This window comes from Sphingosinicella xenopeptidilytica, assembly GCF_042676985.1.
Taxonomy (GTDB): domain Bacteria; phylum Pseudomonadota; class Alphaproteobacteria; order Sphingomonadales; family Sphingomonadaceae; genus Sphingosinicella; species Sphingosinicella xenopeptidilytica.
Genome location: NZ_JBHTIK010000008.1, coordinates 237,926 through 254,611 on the forward strand (window position 1 = coordinate 237,926; position 16,686 = coordinate 254,611).

The 16,686-nt window shown below is 58.8% G+C and carries 14 protein-coding genes; 7 read left to right on the top strand and 7 right to left on the bottom strand.

The features are described 5' to 3' along the window. The first annotated feature begins 36 nt into the window (after positions 1-36). Positions 37-1,443 (top strand): short-chain fatty acyl-CoA regulator family protein, encoded by a 1,407-nt coding sequence (locus tag ACFQ00_RS13665; RefSeq protein ID WP_381491834.1) that lies wholly within the window; start codon positions 37-39, stop codon positions 1,441-1,443. Between the two features lie 1,062 nt (positions 1,444-2,505). Here the strand turns inward: ACFQ00_RS13665 and ACFQ00_RS13670 are convergent. After that, positions 2,506-3,315 (bottom strand): TetR/AcrR family transcriptional regulator, encoded by an 810-nt coding sequence (locus tag ACFQ00_RS13670; protein WP_381491837.1) that lies wholly within the window; start codon positions 3,313-3,315, stop codon positions 2,506-2,508. 487 nt (positions 3,316-3,802) lie between these two features. On the opposite strand from ACFQ00_RS13670, the gene ACFQ00_RS13675 reads away from it, so the two are divergent. The 4 genes from ACFQ00_RS13675 (at position 3,803) to ACFQ00_RS13690 (ending at position 7,278) form a co-directional block, all read left to right on the top strand. After that, positions 3,803-5,035: an amidohydrolase family protein gene (locus ACFQ00_RS13675; RefSeq protein WP_381491840.1), complete on the top strand. Its 1,233-nt coding sequence runs from the start codon at positions 3,803-3,805 to the stop codon at positions 5,033-5,035. A gap of 70 nt (positions 5,036-5,105) precedes the next feature. Then, a complete protein-coding gene (locus ACFQ00_RS13680) occupies positions 5,106-5,519 on the top strand; it encodes a hypothetical protein (protein ID WP_381491843.1) in 414 nt (137 codons plus the stop codon). A 453-nt stretch (positions 5,520-5,972) separates the two neighbouring features. Continuing rightward, on the top strand, positions 5,973-6,260 hold the full coding sequence (locus ACFQ00_RS13685; RefSeq protein WP_381491845.1) for a DUF1330 domain-containing protein: 288 nt from the start codon (positions 5,973-5,975) through the stop codon (positions 6,258-6,260). Beyond that, complete coding sequence (locus ACFQ00_RS13690) at positions 6,253-7,278, top strand: alcohol dehydrogenase catalytic domain-containing protein (protein ID WP_381491848.1); 1,026 nt, start codon at positions 6,253-6,255, stop codon at positions 7,276-7,278. The genes ACFQ00_RS13685 and ACFQ00_RS13690 overlap by 8 nt, the downstream gene beginning before the upstream one ends. A gap of 211 nt (positions 7,279-7,489) precedes the next feature. Here the strand turns inward: ACFQ00_RS13690 and ACFQ00_RS13695 are convergent, their stop codons facing one another. The 6 genes from ACFQ00_RS13695 to ACFQ00_RS13720 all read right to left on the bottom strand — a co-directional run bounded on the left by ACFQ00_RS13695 (position 7,490) and on the right by ACFQ00_RS13720 (position 13,364). Further along, on the bottom strand, positions 7,490-8,299 hold the full coding sequence (locus ACFQ00_RS13695; RefSeq protein WP_381491850.1) for an SDR family NAD(P)-dependent oxidoreductase: 810 nt from the start codon (positions 8,297-8,299) through the stop codon (positions 7,490-7,492). A 29-nt stretch (positions 8,300-8,328) separates the two neighbouring features. Beyond that, positions 8,329-10,437, bottom strand: coding sequence for a TonB-dependent receptor (locus tag ACFQ00_RS13700; RefSeq protein ID WP_381491853.1), 2,109 nt, complete (start codon positions 10,435-10,437; stop codon positions 8,329-8,331). A gap of 133 nt (positions 10,438-10,570) precedes the next feature. After that, entirely contained in the window at positions 10,571-10,897 is a 327-nt protein-coding gene (locus ACFQ00_RS13705; RefSeq protein WP_381491856.1) for a putative quinol monooxygenase, read from the bottom strand. A 6-nt stretch (positions 10,898-10,903) separates the two neighbouring features. Further along, positions 10,904-11,911: a ketopantoate reductase family protein gene (locus tag ACFQ00_RS13710; protein WP_381491859.1), complete on the bottom strand. Its 1,008-nt coding sequence runs from the start codon at positions 11,909-11,911 to the stop codon at positions 10,904-10,906. After that, entirely contained in the window at positions 11,908-12,237 is a 330-nt protein-coding gene (locus ACFQ00_RS13715; RefSeq protein ID WP_381491862.1) for a putative quinol monooxygenase, read from the bottom strand. Before ACFQ00_RS13715 ends, ACFQ00_RS13710 begins: the two co-directional genes overlap by 4 nt. Before the next feature lie 23 nt (positions 12,238-12,260). After that, a complete protein-coding gene (locus tag ACFQ00_RS13720) occupies positions 12,261-13,364 on the bottom strand; it encodes a mandelate racemase/muconate lactonizing enzyme family protein (protein WP_381491865.1) in 1,104 nt (367 codons plus the stop codon). Between the two features lie 664 nt (positions 13,365-14,028). On the opposite strand from ACFQ00_RS13720, the gene ACFQ00_RS13725 reads away from it, so the two are divergent. Further along, positions 14,029-14,433, top strand: coding sequence for a nuclear transport factor 2 family protein (locus ACFQ00_RS13725; protein ID WP_381491868.1), 405 nt, complete (start codon positions 14,029-14,031; stop codon positions 14,431-14,433). Positions 14,434-14,809: 376 nt separating this feature from the next. After that, positions 14,810-16,255, top strand: coding sequence for an FAD-binding oxidoreductase (locus ACFQ00_RS13730; RefSeq protein WP_381491871.1), 1,446 nt, complete (start codon positions 14,810-14,812; stop codon positions 16,253-16,255). Positions 16,256-16,686 lie beyond the last annotated feature (431 nt).

The window sequence follows — 16,686 nt, forward strand, 5'->3', positions numbered from 1 at the left end:
TCGACGGAATTGCAAAAATTGCGAAAGAGTCGAAGCGTGCGCAAGGTGTTCATGGGTGTCCGGCTGCAGCGGCTGCGGGAGGAGCGGAACCTCAAGCAGATCGAACTCGCCGCGGCGCTCGGTATCTCCACGAGCTATCTGAACCAGATCGAGCATAATCAGCGGCCGCTGACGGTGCCCGTCCTGCTTCGCATCAACGCCGTGTTCGGCGTTGACGTGCAGCTCTTTTCGGAAGCCGACGAGGCGAGGCTCATCGGCGACGTCCGCGAGGCGCTGTCCGACGAAGCGCAGACCGAGCACGTCTCTCTTGCCGAAGTTCGCGAGCTTGCGGCCGGGATGCCGGCGATGGCGCGCGCGTTCGTATCGCTGCATCATCGCTACCGCGAGGTCGTGGAGCGTGCGGAGGCGATGGCGGCGCAGCTCGGCGACGACTGGACGGGAGATGCGCCCGCGCGCACGCCGTTCGAGCAGGTTCGCGATTTCTTCTACGCGCGCCGCAATCATATCCCCGAGTTGGATGCAGCGGCGGAACGGCTTTACGCCAAAGCCGGTCTCGGGCCGCATTCGGTCCATGCCGGGCTCGTCCGCTGGCTCGATCAGCGGCACGGCATCCGTGTCGTTCCGGACGACACCGATGCCTTGCAGCGCCGGTTCGATCCGCGCGCCCGCACGCTCCATCTCGCCGCGCATCTGCGCCAGGGTCAGCAGGCCTTCCAGATGGCGACGCAGCTCGCCTTCCTCGAACTCGGCGACGTGATCGATACGCTTGCGTCCGACCCCGCGCTCGGCACCGAAGAGACGCAGAGTCTCTGTCGGATCGGTCTCGCCAACTATTTCGCCGGCGCCCTCCTTCTCCCCTACGCCCCCTTCCTCCGCGCCGCCGAAGACGGGCGCTACGACATCGAACGGCTCAGCCGACACTTCGGCGTCGGCTTCGAAACCATCTGCCACCGCCTCTCCACCCTCCAGCGCCCCGACGCGCGCGGCGTCCCCTTCTTCCTCATCCGCGTCGACCGTGCCGGCAACATCTCCAAGCGCCAGTCCGCTACCGACTTCCACTTCTCCCGCGTCGGCGGCTCCTGTCCCTTGTGGAACGTCTACGAAGCCTTCGCCCAGCCCGGCCGTATCCTCACCCAGATCGCGCAGATGCCCGATGGCCGCACCTACCTCTGGATCGCCCGTACCGTGGGGCGCGGCGGCACAGGCTACGGCGAACCCGGCAAGACCTTCGCAATCGGCCTCGGCTGCGACATCCGCCACGCGGACCGGCTGATCTACTCGAAAGGCCTCGACCTGAAAGATTCGAGTTCAGCCACACCCATCGGCGCCGGCTGCAAAGTCTGTGAACGCCCATCCTGCCCACAGCGCGCCTTTCCGCCAATCGGACGATCTCTCGCCTCAGACCTGAACAGAAGTGGGCCCATACCCTATCTTTTCAAGTGATCGCACCAAGGCGAAATGAGGCTTGGAACGAGCGTGGGATATCGTACGAGCAACGTTCGAAGTGCATACGACCGGAGCGGCTGACGCTAACAATTAAGACGTTCAGGGGTGAAATTGCAGCCGCTGATACCTGCCCCTCGTTCACCTTACATGATGCAGGCCACTTCGCGCTTCACGACGGGGGTTAAATGCAGCGTTTTTCGTTCTAAAAAGCGTCTATCGCGCGGACCACGTGCTAGTCTCTTTTGACGGACGATGCGGGGCCATCAGGCATTCGGTAAACCAATCGCGACGACATGCCATGCCGAAGCGGACAGCACACCATCCTCATCGCGTAAAGAATTCGACGGGAATAGAGAGCTCAACGATATCGGGCCTGTCTTCCGAGATCGCCGGAAGTGGCTGCGCGCGACGCAGAGCCGACATGTCTATGTGATGATGAAGCGCAAAGGCTAACAGGTCGGCAAGAACATCGTTTATAGGCTGAACCGTGAGGAAGGCCTAGTTTTGCGTGCAAAACAGCTGCGCAGGCGCAAGATGGTCGTGCATCGGCAAGCCCGGCCCACGCCGCAGCGGCCGAACGGAGCATGGAGTCTGGACTTCTTCTACGACCAACTGAGTGATGGGCAGAAGTTCCGAATGCTGACGGTGGTGGATGTGTTCATTCGCGAGGCGCTGGAGATCGGGGTGGGGCCGAGCATGTGGTCGAGGCTCTCAACCGTCTGGCTCGGCAGCGTGGAGCACCCAAATATTTGTTTGCTGACAACGGAGCAGAATTTACCGACCGCTTGGTGGATTTATGGGCTTACGACCATAGTGTCCGGACCGACTTCAGCTGCCCCGGCAAACCGACAGATAATGCCTATACCGAGACTCGGGCGGGTCGCTCCAAGATGAATGTCTGCCAAAGTGGTGCTAACTACGTAATCGGACCAGTCGTCACGGGCAGTCCAGACCGCGATATTCACGCAGCATCATATATTCTGGAGAGTGACAAATGTTTCTGCGGAGGCCTTTGTCGAAAAGGCCGACAATAACCACCCTGTCGGCGTTCATCCAGTTTTAAATGATTTCAGGTCGCTTTCGGCTCTCACATAGTCCATTGAACAAGATTTCTATAATGGAATCCTCTAAAGAATCTGCATTCTCCTCAGAATTAAGGTCGATGCCTTTCGTTGTATGGGTGACATTCCCTTGAGATACTACTGTGGCGGCGACAGCTGTTATGATCGCACTGACATTGTGAAAGGGAAGGTCTTTAATCGTCTTGTCTTTGAGGGCGTCAGCCAGCATGATGCCGATGACGTCAAAGCCTCTCATGAGATGGCGGTCGAGAAGCCATTCCAGCCTGGGGCTGATCGTGACGGCCTCATGGAGGATTATGCGCGTGAATTGCGGGTTTTGAAGATTGGCGCGAAAGAGACGGCGAACCAGTATCTTCAGCCTTGATACCGCGTCGATGTCCTTTAGATCGTGAGGAACCGTACCGAATACGATGCCTCGGCGTTCGACGATATGGTCGACCGCCGCTTTCCAAAGCGCTTCCTTTGACCCGAAATAATAGTGAACCATCGATTGCGTGAGCCCCGCGGCCTTGGCGATCATGGTCGTGCTGACGGCCGCATAGCCATGCGAAGCAAAAAGTTCAGCGGCCACCAATAGCAATCCGTCACGGGAGCGGTTGGTGTCGGTCAACACGGGTTGCGCCGCAATGTCGGATCGAGACTTTTTCCCGCGGCGAGGCGGCACGCGCTGTGCCTCACGCTGATCGGCGGCCTTGGCCCCCTTTGCCTTTGCCATATCTTCCCCTTGCGGAAACAGAACAACTATGCGGTCATTTTGACCGCTATCGCTTACGTCTTCGATATTCAACCTCTGGGGCCTTTCAGCTTGATCGTCAATTCAGTCGATAGACCTCTCGGCTTCGTGCTGCAGTCTTCTGGCAATTCCAGTTGGCGCTGATCCGATATCACAGTGATTCCGAGCGCCAGTGCGCCTTGCCCTCGACGCGCTACGTACGGCCTGCTTCTCAAGCAACGGATAAATACATCGAATGTGCCGATAAATCTAATGATAAAACGGACAATATGTCAAAGATTCATATGGGAGCGTCCGGCCTGATTGATGGAGCGGAGCCTCTAAACCCAACGCACATACCGTCAAAGGTGCCTAAGTATTCGGCGAATATGCTGAATAATCTTGAGATTGAGAATGGGTGGAAGTCTCGTGCAATCTAGCGCATGGGTGGATGATTGAAGGGCAAATAGGTCTATTGACGATGCGCAGATAGTGATATAGCGTCCGCCCCGAAAAATTAATCAGTCGCACGTGTTTCGGGCGTCGAATCGGGAGAGGGTCCATGGCTGTTACTGAAAAGGTTATTCTGGCGTCCGGAGACGGGCATGTGGGCCCTCAAACCAAGGACTACAGGCCTTATGTCGACCCCGAGTTTCGGGAGGATTTCGACGCGTATTTGGCCAAACATCAATGGATGTGGTCGCCGGCGGAGCCGACGTCGATGCTTCCGGCAAAATGTCATGATAAGCTGCGCATCGACGAAAGCTTCATTCCAGGTGTGGGCAGCCCGGTTGCTTGGGACCCGAACCTGCGGCTTCGTGCCTATGATGAAGAAGGTATAGTCGCCGAGGTTCTGGTGCCGGACGATCAGAACCGCAATGATCCCCCATGGGGTTCTGGGCTTGCTACGAGCGCCGTCGCCAGAAGCAAAGGCGAGAACTACTCGCCCGAGTGGCAGCGGCGTGGTGCCCGCGCCTATAATCGTTGGCTGGCGGATTTTTGCTCTACCGATCCACGCCGTCTCCTCGGCTGCATCATTCTGGGTACGCTCGAAGATGTCGACTGGGCTATCGAAGAGGTTCGGCGCTGTTACGAGGGCGGTCTCCGCACGGCCGTGATGCTTCCGCTCGACTATTATCTGCCCCTTTATCATCACCCTCGCTACGATCCGTTCTGGAGGGTTTGCGAAGAGTTGGATCTCACGATCAATATCCACCTCTCGAAGGGCGGGCCGGATTGGGTTGGCAATAGTTTGAATACGATATCCCTGCTCTGGTTCACGGAAGCCATGTGGTTTGCGCAGCGTCCGCTTTGGTGCGCGATGTTCGGCGGCGTTTTCGATCGTTTCCCGAAGCTGCGTTTTGTTTTCTCGGAAATCGGAGCGGACTGGGTTTCGCCCCTGCTGAGGGACCTCGACGGCTTGGTCACGAATCCGGATGAATTGTTCACGCGCTTTCCCAACGAAAGCGCTCCCGAACTGATTCCTTCAGAATATTGGGCGCGTAATTGCTTCCTGTGTCACTCGGCGACCAATTTTGTCCTTCGGGATGGCCTGGAATCGGGCTTGCTCGACCGTGTCCCCAACGTGATCTGGGGCGCCGATATCGGCCACGGCGAGGGTTTTTGGCCGCAAGGCCGCGAAGTTTTGAGACCCGTGATCGAGCGGCTGCCTGCTCCGAAACTACGGCGCTTCCTGGGTGAGGACTTGCCGCGAGCCTATCCGGCGGCCGGCAACCTGCGGGATATTGTCGATCGTATTGGCCCGACGGTCGATGAACTCGGGCTTGCAGCCTGATCCTATGGCAAAAACGGTATCCAGCGTGAGGTCAGTCGCGCTGGATACCAGCCTTGTGGAGGTGCGAATAATGAATGCAGTTCTTGATGCCGAGGGACGTTCCGCGAAGAAGCCCGGACCTCCTGGCACGCTTCTGTTCGAGAATGCACAAATTCGGATCTGGGAACTCATTCTGGGGCCAGGGGAATATTGTCTTTGGCATGATCACCCGTACGATCATCTCCTGATTGCATACGACGGTGCCAAGATCGAAGGTGTGTACGCGGATGGGGAACGGATCTGCCTGGATGTCGACGACAGGCAAGCTTACTACATACCCAAGGGCGCTCGCACGGAAGCAGCGCGGAATGTCTCCGAGGATAGAACGCTCAGAGAATTGATCGTCGATCTCAAGGTGCCTGCACTCGACAATAACGCTGTTGCGATCGTGAACTTCTTTCGTCCCGAGACACCAACCACCGCGACGGCGACTCCCACGTTCTGACATACGGGCCGTTCTCACTGACACAGGCACTGGGATTTCAGGATAGGCACTTGCATTCGGTCGGACGGGATCGGGCCTGTTCTGACTTGGCTTGAGGCAGCCACCCTAAAGCCGACACTCCTACCATAGGCTTGTGACGAGCGAGGGTCAGTCACCTGCCGCGATCTCGTTTTTATCCGGGGGACGGGGGCCGCGAGTGCTGCCGCTGATCTGGGCACCGATGGGATTGTCATTTTCAGTCATGGAGGTCGGTAGCTTGGCGGTGTTCCCTCCACTCTGTGTACACTGCCGGGCGTGCTTAAGCCTATGCTCCGGCGGGTGGCGGTACGGTGGGCGTCTTGTCATATGTTGCGTCTGGTCGGTGAAGAAATGCGCAGCACCATGTCATTGACGGAAGCGATGTCAGGAATCTAGTGACCGCTGCTTGAGTAACTGCTGAAGGAATAGCTGTTCATGAAAGCATACATCCTGGCCCGTGCGGCGATCTCTGATGCAAATGGATATGCGACCTATTCGGCGGATGTGCCCGAGGTCGTTCGCCGCTTTGGCGGACGTTTCCTTGCCCGTGGTGGCCGGACGGTCGGCCTGGAGGGGGCCGTCTTCGAGGGCCGGGTCGTTATCATCGAATTTCCCGATATGGCGGCTGCTGAGGGCTTCTATAATTCACAGGAATATCAGATATTGAAGAAACGCCGTGCGCCATTTAGCTCGGTGGAGCTTATCGCCGTGGAAGGTGTTTGATGCGGCATCCGATAGCGATACTGCGCAGTTCTTCCTGATGGCCGGTAGTCAGTTCCGAGCAGTTGTGCAAACAGGATATGGCAATTCTTCTGTCCTCGAACTGCGGATGATAAATTCCAGTGATCCTGGGCCAAGTGAAGTGCGTGTACGGCATAGTGCGATTGGCGTGAACTTTCATGACATCTACGTTCGGACGGGTTTGTATCAGACGCTGACGATACCCGGCGTCCCCGGCATCGAAGCGGTAGGCGTAATCATCGCTGTTGGGCCGGGTTCCGGCGATTGGCGTGTCGGCCAGCGCGTCGCCTATGTAGATCGCGGCTATGGTGCCTATTGTGAGGAACGGAACGTCGCTACTTCGCTTCTTGCCGAACCGCCGGAGAGTCTTTCGGACGGCGTTGTGGCGACATCGCTCGTTCGCGGCCTGACCGCCGCGATGCTGTTGGAAGAGGTGTATCAGGTGCGGCCGGGCGATCGCTGCCTGATACATGCGATCGCCGGCAGCATGGGCCAAATGCTGGCGAGCTGGGCCCGGCATATCGGTGCCGCGGTGGTCGGAACGGTAGGTAAGCGGTCGGTTCCTCCCGAGATCGCAGCTGTCTGCGATAACATCTATTCCTATGTCGAAGACGGCTGGAGCGAGCGGCTGGTGGCCGAACAAGGCGCGACATTCGATTATGTCTGCGACTCTGTCGGCACTCCCACTTTCGGCACATCGCTCAAGGCAGCGAAGTCCTGCGGCCATATTGCGCTGTTTGGTCAGTCAGGTGGAAAGGTGGAGCAGATTGACGTCGACAGGTTGGCTGTAAAGTCGCTCACGATAACGCGCCCCATCCTATTCGACTTTATCGCCGACGCCGTTCGGCGTGGCTCGATGATGCGCAGTCTCACAGATATGGTCAACGCCCGCGTGCTGCGCTTTCCCGATCCCCTCTGCCTTCCCCTCGCCAAGGCAGGGGAGGCACAGGCCATGCTCGAGGAACGATCCGTCACGGCACCCATCGCTCTCATTCCGTAGCCGGCCGATTGGCTGTGATATCGTCAGAAGTATCAAGCATGTTCGACACGTCGGATATGGCCATCATTCGTTGGTGTCGGGAGTTTTCATATAAGGCACGGCAATGTCGAATCGGACCGCCGTATACGTATTGACCGGCCGAACGCGTGTTGACACGATCGACCGCAGCTGTTTGGTCGAGCCGCACCATCGCCCATCGCGGTGACTTGAACTATTCCTCTCCAAAAAAGCGCCGGGTGTCTGCGTAGGTCGCCAGATGAGCCGTCGTACCTCCGTCCGCATGGATGATCTGCCCGGTCAGATGCGCGGCGTCGGAGGATGCCAGAAAAGCGACGATCCGGGCGATATCGTCCGGATCGGCAATTCGCCCCGTCAACGAGGCATCCTCGTTGATAGAGATGAAGGCTTCCGGAACCGCGGCCTCGAGCATCGGGGTCCGCACCATCGACGGAGCGATCGCATTGCAGCGGATTCCGCGCCGCCCAAAGCGCGTGGCGACATGCTGCGTGAGAATGTGAATGGCGCCCTTGGAAACGCTGTATGCGGGCATCCTGTTGAACGCACTGACGCCGTACATCGAGGTGGTGTTGATGATCGCGCCGCCGCCGGTCTTCAGCATTTCGATCACGCCGTACCTGCAGCCCAGCATGGTGCCTCGCAGCGTCCCGGCCATGACGGCATCCCATGTCTCGGTCGAGATCGAGAGGATGTCGACATCCTCGCCAAGAACGTGGGTCGGCGCGTAGGCGGCGTTGTTGTGCAGGATATCGATGCGGCCGAACCGTGCCACGGTGGCCTCAACGGCCGCCTTGATGTCGGCTTCCACACGCAGATCCATGTGGATGCTCTCCGCTCTGCCTCCCATCGCGTGGATTTCAGAGGCAACCGCGGCGCCGGCGTCTCGATTGGTTCCCGCAATCATGACGGCCGCGCCACGTTCCGCCATCAGCAATGCCGTGGCACGGCCGATGCCGGATCCCCCACCGGTGATCAGTGCGATTTTGTCATGCAGAGACGACATAATGCGTGTCACCGGTGGGGGAGGGGGGATCAGAAGCTGACGCCGAGCGTCACGCCGTAGGTCCGTGGCGGTGCGGCCCGATCGATATCCGCATTGCCGACTTGTTCGGAGCGTCCGATGTAATACAGCGAGTCCGTGAGGTTGCGGCCCCACACACTTGCCCGGTAGCGCTCATCGGCCGATGTCCAGGACAGCCCCACGTTGAGGACGGCATAAGACGGCTGCCGAATGCGATTGTCGGGATAGTAGTAGAAGCCATCGTTGTAGGAGACGGAAACGTTCGGCGTGAAGGTGCCGATTTCACTTTCGATCTCGTATTGCACGGCCAGATTCCCGGTGAACTTCGGTGTGCTGATCGTCCCGTTGCCGGTCGCGGTTGTCGGCGGCGGGGCCAGTACACCACTGCTGTCGACGTAGGGAGCGTCCGGATAGGACAGATATTTCCCGTCCAGATAGGCGAGACCACCGGTTATCCGGAGCGCGCTGGAAAGCTGGGCTTCGAATTCACCCTCGATGCCGCGAATGCGTGCCTTCGGACCGTTGAGCACCGTGGTGCCTCCGGGAACCGGGATCTGCGCCTGGATATCGCGGTAGTCATACCAGAACGCTGCGAGGTTGAGGCGGAGCTGCCTGTCGAACAGCGTCGATTTCAGACCGACTTCATAGGCATCGTTCGTTTCCGGCTTGTAAGGCGCGTCGGCGGGTGCGGCGACGTTGTAGCCGCCACTTTTGAAACCACGATTGTACGAGGCATAGGCCATCACGTCGTCGTTCAGCTTCTGGTCGAGCGAGACACGCCAGGTGAGACGATTGAAGCGCTGGCGCGCATCCGGCACCGGAATCTCCGCGCCGCCCACACTGAACATGTCCGTGACGAACTTCTGACGTTCCGACGTGTAGCGCAGGCCGGCGGTCACGCGAGTCCCTTCGAAGACTTCATAGGTCGCCTGGCCAAACCCGGCATAGGAGCGGGTCGACTGGGAGTCGTTCAGAACGATGAGCGTGCCGGCGAGGTCGACGGTCGCATCGTCAAAGCCCGCCTTCGCATCGTAGTAGTAACCGCCGACCACCCAGTTGAGTTTGTCGGTGTCACCGCTGAGCTGAAGCTCCTGGCTGAACGTCCTCACCTTTTGCGGGAAGACATCTTCCGTCAGCATTGCCGGCACGCCGTCTTGATTGAGGGACCAGGTTGATTTCAGTTTGCGATAGGCCGTGATGCTGGTCAGCGTTATAGCGCCGATCTCCTGATCGATCCTTCCCGATATGCCGCCGGACTTGCTGCGGGCGAATTCCGGGAAGTTCGAGTTGGCGTTGTAGCGGCCGGGGAATACCGAGCCATCCGGGCCCACGACACCCTTGGCCAGACGATAGGTGTTGTTATCGAATGCGTAGGCATAGTCGCCTGCGATCACGATCTTCGTCGTATCGGTCGGCTCGATCAGCAGTTTGGAACGCAGCGCAATATTGTCTTTGGCCTGCTTGCCGACTTCCTCGCCGTTGAACAGGTTCTTGCCGAAACCCTTGCCCTGATTGGCATAAGATACCGCCAGGTCGATGGCGGCCTTGTCCCCAAGGCCGGTCGTGCCGTAGAAATTGGCTTCGAGAGTATCGTAGTTCCCATATGTGACCTCGGCATTCACCGCCGGGACCATGGATGGGTCCTTTGTGATGATCTGGATGACGCCGCCCGTCGTGTTGCGGCCGAACAAGGTTCCCTGCGGACCTTTCAGAACTTCGATACGTTCAATGTTATTGAAGCTGAACACGCTGGCCTGCGGCGACGCATAGTACACGCCGTCCACATAGATCGCGACGGCCTGTTCGACATTGGGTCCGACCAGATTGGTGCCGACACCGCGCAGATAGACGTTGCCTTCGTTGCCTGTCCTGTTGAAGGTCAGGGCGGGAATGGTAAGCGTCAGGCTCTGGGTGCCGGTCACGCCGGCAACCGCGATCTGGGAACTGGTCACGGCGGCGACCGAGATCGGAACGTCCTGTAGCCTTTCGCTGCGACGCTGTGCCGTCACGACGATCTCCTGGACGCCGAGGTTATTGTCGTTGTCCACGACATTCTCCGTCTGGGCGGCCGCGGCCGACGCGCCGCAAAGCGTGAGTGCGATGGAACTCGCGCCGATCAACGGAACCAGGCGCGGAGACCGGTTCGACCGAGATGCGGTGTCTGTTCGATATCCCTTCAACATATATATCCTCCCCTAAATATTTAATTTTGATACTATTTGTAGATTTGGCCCGTTCGTCTTACCCGGAAGTTCAATCCTGTTTCGGGCTGGGTAGGCCCTTTCCAAATTCCAGATTCAGCCAATGCAATTCCCAAGGGGCATCGATGACCGTGAGAAGGTCCTCGAGAGCCTTGTCATGCGCGGCACTGCTGGAATGAACCTCGAACGCGCTGTCGTCTGCGTAGCGTTCGTAGAACCAGATCGTATCGGGATCGGATTCCGGCAGGTGCATGATGTAAAGAAGCGCGCCGGGTTCCTTGGCGACCTGGCTGAACATTGGCTTCAGCATCTCGATCGCTTCCGCCCGCCGCCCGGGGGCTATCTTGAATTTCGCGATATGTCCGTTTGTCCGTGCCATTTTGTGTTACCCTTGGGAGACGGCCGCTGGGCGTTGCTGCGAGGTGAGTCCGGTGAGTGCGGCGTAGAGTTCATCGAGACCGAGAGTTCCGGGCTTGGAACCGTCGCGAACCATTCGCTGCACGGTCTCGTGCAGAAACAGATTGATCGGCGTCGGTATGCCCAGCTCCCGCCCGATCAGTACGACCTCGCCATTGAGATAGGCCACTTCGCTGCTGGTTCCGCGTGCCATGCTCTGCCAGGATGAGCCCCCGGGAAAGGGTTGCCCGTCGATCGTGCTGAAATTCAGCACGCTGCCAAGGCGCGCTATGACCTGATCGGAAGGAACGTACGAAAGCAAGGCGGCGTCGAGGCACGTCTTGCCTTCTTCACCCGCCAGTCTTGCAAGGTCGACGAGTTCGGCAATCGTGGAGCCGGATACGGCCTGAAGCCCATTGTTGAGGTTCATCAGGAGCTTCGCACGCTTCCAGGCCATGATGTCCGGGCGGGCCACGGCATCGAAGCCGGCCGCCTGGAGATCGCGCGCGATCTGATCCGCCGTGCTGTCCGCCCCACCCGGAACGCGACCGATATCAAGAATGCCCGGCGATGAGCCCGTATAAATATCGACGTGACCGGGTTTCATATGGGCCGAGGCGATGAATACGAAGCCGCCATAGACCTTAGAGAACTGACGAAGCGCCAGTCGTTCGTTCTCAACGCCGTTCTGCGCGCACAGGATTATCGTGTCGGGTACCGCCACGACGAGTTCCTGAAGCGCCGCTGCGGTATCCTGCGTTTTCACCGCCAATACGACGATATCCTGAGCGCCGATGTGGGCTTCATCCGGGCTCCCGACGACATCGACCTTCAGGCGATCGTCGCTGGACGGTGTACGCAGGCGCATACCACCTTCCTTCAGCGCCCGGAGATTGGCGCCGCGGGCGATAAAGGTGACGTCCGCGCCGGCCTGCAGGAGCCGACCTCCGATCGCGCCGCCGATCGCGCCTGCGCCATAAACGATATAGCGCTTCACGATGGCGTTCCCTCGCCGCCACCAAGCCCCTTGTTCTCGATGACAAGAAGATTGGTTTCCTCGACAGCGCTTGTGACCTGGGGCAGAAGGTCGGTCAGCTTCGCATAAGCTGTGCTGGAATGATGGCGAAGACGGGATTCCTCATCGGCGAAAACCGAATACAGCCAAATCGTATCCGGCTTTTCCTGATCCGAATGCACCAGAAAAACAATTGTGCCCGGCTCTTCCGCCTCAACATAAGCGTGCAGATCGCGCATCGCGTCGAGCAATGGCGCACGCCATTCCGCTTGCAGTCTGAAAGACGATATTTTCCCGATCAACGACATATTATCTCAAGACCTCCACGATCTCATGAAACGAGATTCTTTTTGATGAATTGTTCGTCCAGAACGAGCCCATGCCCCGGTGCTTCCGTCAGCACCAGCTGACCGTCTTTCAGCGCTGGCCGTTCAAGGAAGAGATCCTCCGTCCAGGGCATGCCTTCCACGATCTGCCCATTGGGAATGCCGGCGATACAATGGGCATAAACCTCCGGGATGATGTGGCTGGCGATCTGGATTCCAAAGGCTTCCGCCAGTGCGGCAACCTTGCGGAACTGCGTGATTCCGCCAACCCTCAGCAGGTCGACCATCAGGATATCGACAGCGCGCGCTTTGAGGAGCCGAAGCAGGCTGGGCGCGTCATAGTGATACTCGCCCGAGCAGATCGGCGTCGACAGCGCTGCCGCGATCTCCGCCTGACCGTCGATGTCGTGCATCAACGTCGGGTCCTCGATCCAGTGGAGATCGAGATCCTCGAGGGCGCGGCCCATGCTGATCGCGCGGCTTGGCGACCAGGTCTGATTGATATCGTACATGAGGGCGATATCGGGCCCTATGGCATCGCGCACGGCGCGAACCCGGCGAACGACATCGGCCACGGGGCCGAACCGGTCGTTGCCCGGCCTCATCTTCATGGCCTTGTAGCCTGCCTTCACCGATGCTTCCGCCGCGCGTTGCAGTGCGTCGAGATCTTCGGCCAGCAGGCTGCCGCTATCGTAGACGGGCGCAGCGTTCGAGGCTCCGCCCAGCAGCCGCCAGATCGGCTGGCCATAGTCTTTGCCAATGATGTCCCAGACCGCGATGTCGAGGGCTGCGCCGGCGATGTTGAGAAGCCCGCCGGGGCCGATCCAGTTCGCCGGATAGTACATCCGGGCGACGATCTGTTCGGGCTGGCGCGGATCGAGTCCGATCAGGAGCTGGCCGAGTTCTTCCGTGATCTTGCAGAGCGATCCATGAAATTCCGGGTTGAGCGTCAGCGTGTGGCCCACGCCTTCGATCCCGGCGTCGGTGCCGACGCGCACCACCACGGCAGCCAGCGGCACGCTCAGCGCTGCCCGCAAGCTGTCTGGCAAGGACGCAGGCATCGGGCGGGGTACCGCCACGGCCCTGACATCGACACTTGTAATCTTCAATGGACAAAACTCCCCAATACGAACCGCACCAGACAGATGAAGCAGCACATCGACAGTCCGCCAGAAACCCCGCCGGGCCTTCCGCAGAAATCCTCGCCAATGGAATGTCATGAATCGTTGCGCTGAGGTCTGGTGGCCTCATGGCCGCCGCGAAGAGGAAGTCCTTCGCCTTCGGCCGGGTGCAACTGCTCAGTGCACGACAGACTGCCGCGCCAACGCCTCCCCATTCTCCATAGGCCGCCTTGTGGTGGCCGAGCTTATGGGGTGCAGCCTATACTTGCGATCGAATGCATGTCAATAGAACTATCTATATGGCAAATTATGATATCGATAGAGGCTGGAATCGTCTTCCGGAGGCACAGTCGCTCTGCGTTTTCGGCGGCCTTGGTGTGGCGGGCACATATCCCGGCTCCGCGGACGGCATTATCCGGCGCGTGAGACCGTTTATGGTGATTTGACGGGGGCGTCATTCGGAATGTCAATCGGGTTGGCGGCGTATATCCCGCTACTCAGCGCTGCGCCCCGTTCAGATATGTCGGTTCAATAAATCTATTGATACATATGTCTTTCCGCGTTGACAGGGGTCGATCCTCCCCATATTTTCCGTGACTTCAGGCAGTCAAAAATCTGCCTTGTTCAATATCATCATTGGGGAGACGGTGCTGTGAACGCAAAATGGCTCGATCATTATCTGGGCGGCTGGTCTCGGCATTGTGACGGCCAGGATGCGTCTGCCTCTGCCATGGTCGAGGGCGCGAGTCCCGGTATCGTGTATGGCGACATCAATCTGGCCGACGCCTTCGAAGGGCATGAGGGCGTCCGCCAGATGTGCGCCCTGGCATCGGGCCTGCTCCCCGGGGCGTTGATGGTGGTCAAGGAGCGGATCGTCGCCGATGATGCCTGGGTCGTCCGTTGGGAGCTTCAGGGCCGTGCCGCGGAGCAGGATCGCACCTATGCGATCCATGGAACCTCCTGGGGAAGCCTGGATGCCGACGGGAAGGTTCTGTCGCAAACCGACTATTGGAACCCCGGACACTATGAAGTGCAGGTCGGCAAGCCGCTCTTTTGAATGCAAAGGGTTCGCACATCTAAGAGGCCGTTTCTGCCCTGATACTCTGGCGACTTCGGTGCTGCGCACCGTGACGGATTATTCCACACGAATACACAACTCGAGTCCGATCTATCCGAGGTTCGGATGGTTGAGCGGGGCTGAAGGTCACGGCCGAGAAGTACTACTTCGTGTCGGAAGCTGCGGTTTGCTACCTTTGACGCCGGCGACCTGATCAATGATCCCGCTGATGTCGTGATCAAGACAACCGTGATCAAGACAACGACGTCTGGCATCACCCCCGGACAGGCCAGGACTCCGCTAATTTAAGCTGCGAGTTGTGCCGTATCTTCTGACGATGGATACTGCCTGGATTGATTTTGAAGGGGAGAGGAAGATGACGGCTTTGAAAGCGCTCTCGACGAGTGACCTGTCAGCCGAAGCGAGGGCCGCGCTCGACGGGCGCTTTGGAGAGCGCGTTAGCTATTCTGAGGCGATCCGGTTGCAGCACGGCCAGAGCGAGGCTCACTATGCCGCGCGACTGCCGGACGCCGTGGTGTTCGTGGAGAGCAGCGAAGATGTAATTTTCGTTACCCGGCTCTGCACAGAACATGATGTCAAGCTCACTGCATACGGAGCGGGCACCTCGATGGAGGGCAATGCGATACCGCTTAGCGGCGGTATATCGCTCGACATGAGCCGAATGAATCGTATCCTTCGCGTCAACGCAGAAGATTGCGACGTCGTTGTCGAGCCTGGCGTGACCAGAATCGCACTCAACAATCACCTGCGCGATCAGGGACTCTTCTTTCCTGTTGACCCCGGTGCTGACGCAACGATCGGTGGTATGGCTTCAACCCGTGCTTCGGGAACCAATGCCGTCCGATACGGTACGATGCGCGAGGCAGTGCTCGGCCTGCGCGTCGTCATGGCCGATGGTCAGGAAATCCGCACAGCGCGCCGCGCGCGCAAATCCGCCGCCGGCTATGATCTAACCCGCTTGTTTGTCGGTTCAGAGGGCACGCTCGGCATCATAACCGAGTTGACCTTGCGCCTTCACCCGATCCCTGAGGTGATCTCGTCGGCAGTCTGTAGCTTCGAGACGCTCGAAGGCGCAGCGGCGACCGTGATCCAGTCTATCCAATGCGGGGTGCCGCTTGCTCGCGCTGAAATACTCGACGACGTTACGATGGGGGCGGTCAATCGTTGGGCGAAGCTTGACTATCCTGAGAAGACAACCCTGTTCTTTGAGTTCCACGGGTCGCCATCGGCAGTTGCAGAGCAGGTCGAGACTGTGAAGAAACTCGCCACTGGAAACGGCGGTGGCGGTTTTCAGTGGTCCAATCTTCCCGAGGAGCGGGCCCGACTGTGGAAGGCGCGGCACGAAGCTTATTATGCGGCGGTCAATCTGCGTTCTGGCGCGGTCGGCTGGTCGACCGACGTTTGCGTGCCGATCAGCCGACTTCCCGAGTGCATCGCGGAAACAAAGCGCGATCTGGAAGCAGCATCCATTCCGGCGGCGATCCTGGGACATGTCGGCGATGGAAATTTCCACGTAATTTTTTCGCTCGATCCTTCCGCACCCCAAGAAATGGAAGAGGCGGCCGCGATTAACGCCCGCCTGATTGGTAGGGCGTTGTCGATGGACGGAACCTGCACCGGCGAGCACGGTATCGGCCTAGGCAAACAAAAAGCTCTTGTGGACGAACTGGGCGATAGCGTCGATATCATGCGCCGCATAAAGCACGCTCTCGACCCGCGAGGGATTCTGAATCCCGGCAAAATCTTCTTCGGTGAGAAAGGTGGCGCCAATGGCCAGTATCCGGGCGATCGACGGCCTTGAGGTTATCCATAGCCAGCTGCGCGTTCTCAGCTCTGTATCGAACAATGCAGTCGTGCCTTGGAGGTGGTTCTGGGCGGGTAAACGGCGCCTAGATCTTGAGATGGGTTCCGCAGACATAGCCGTCATTCCCTGCTTCGGTTTAGCCCGCCATAAGCTGCCCCACCTTCAGGCACTTGCCGGGGAGGACAACGACGGATTAGAGGCATATCTGCTTATGGGCAAAGTCCTGAAAACCAGACCTCGGATGGCCAATCGTTTCATTATGCTCCGTCAGCCCGTACGAGTCTCTAGGCCGACGCAACTAGGGCAGATAGAAATGACTGCTCTGTGAACTCTGAGAAGTGATCGGAAGCCAAAATTGCTTATTGCAACAGCTTGCCACCTTCACGAGGTTGCGCTTGAAAGATTTCGAGAGCCGATACCACGAAGGC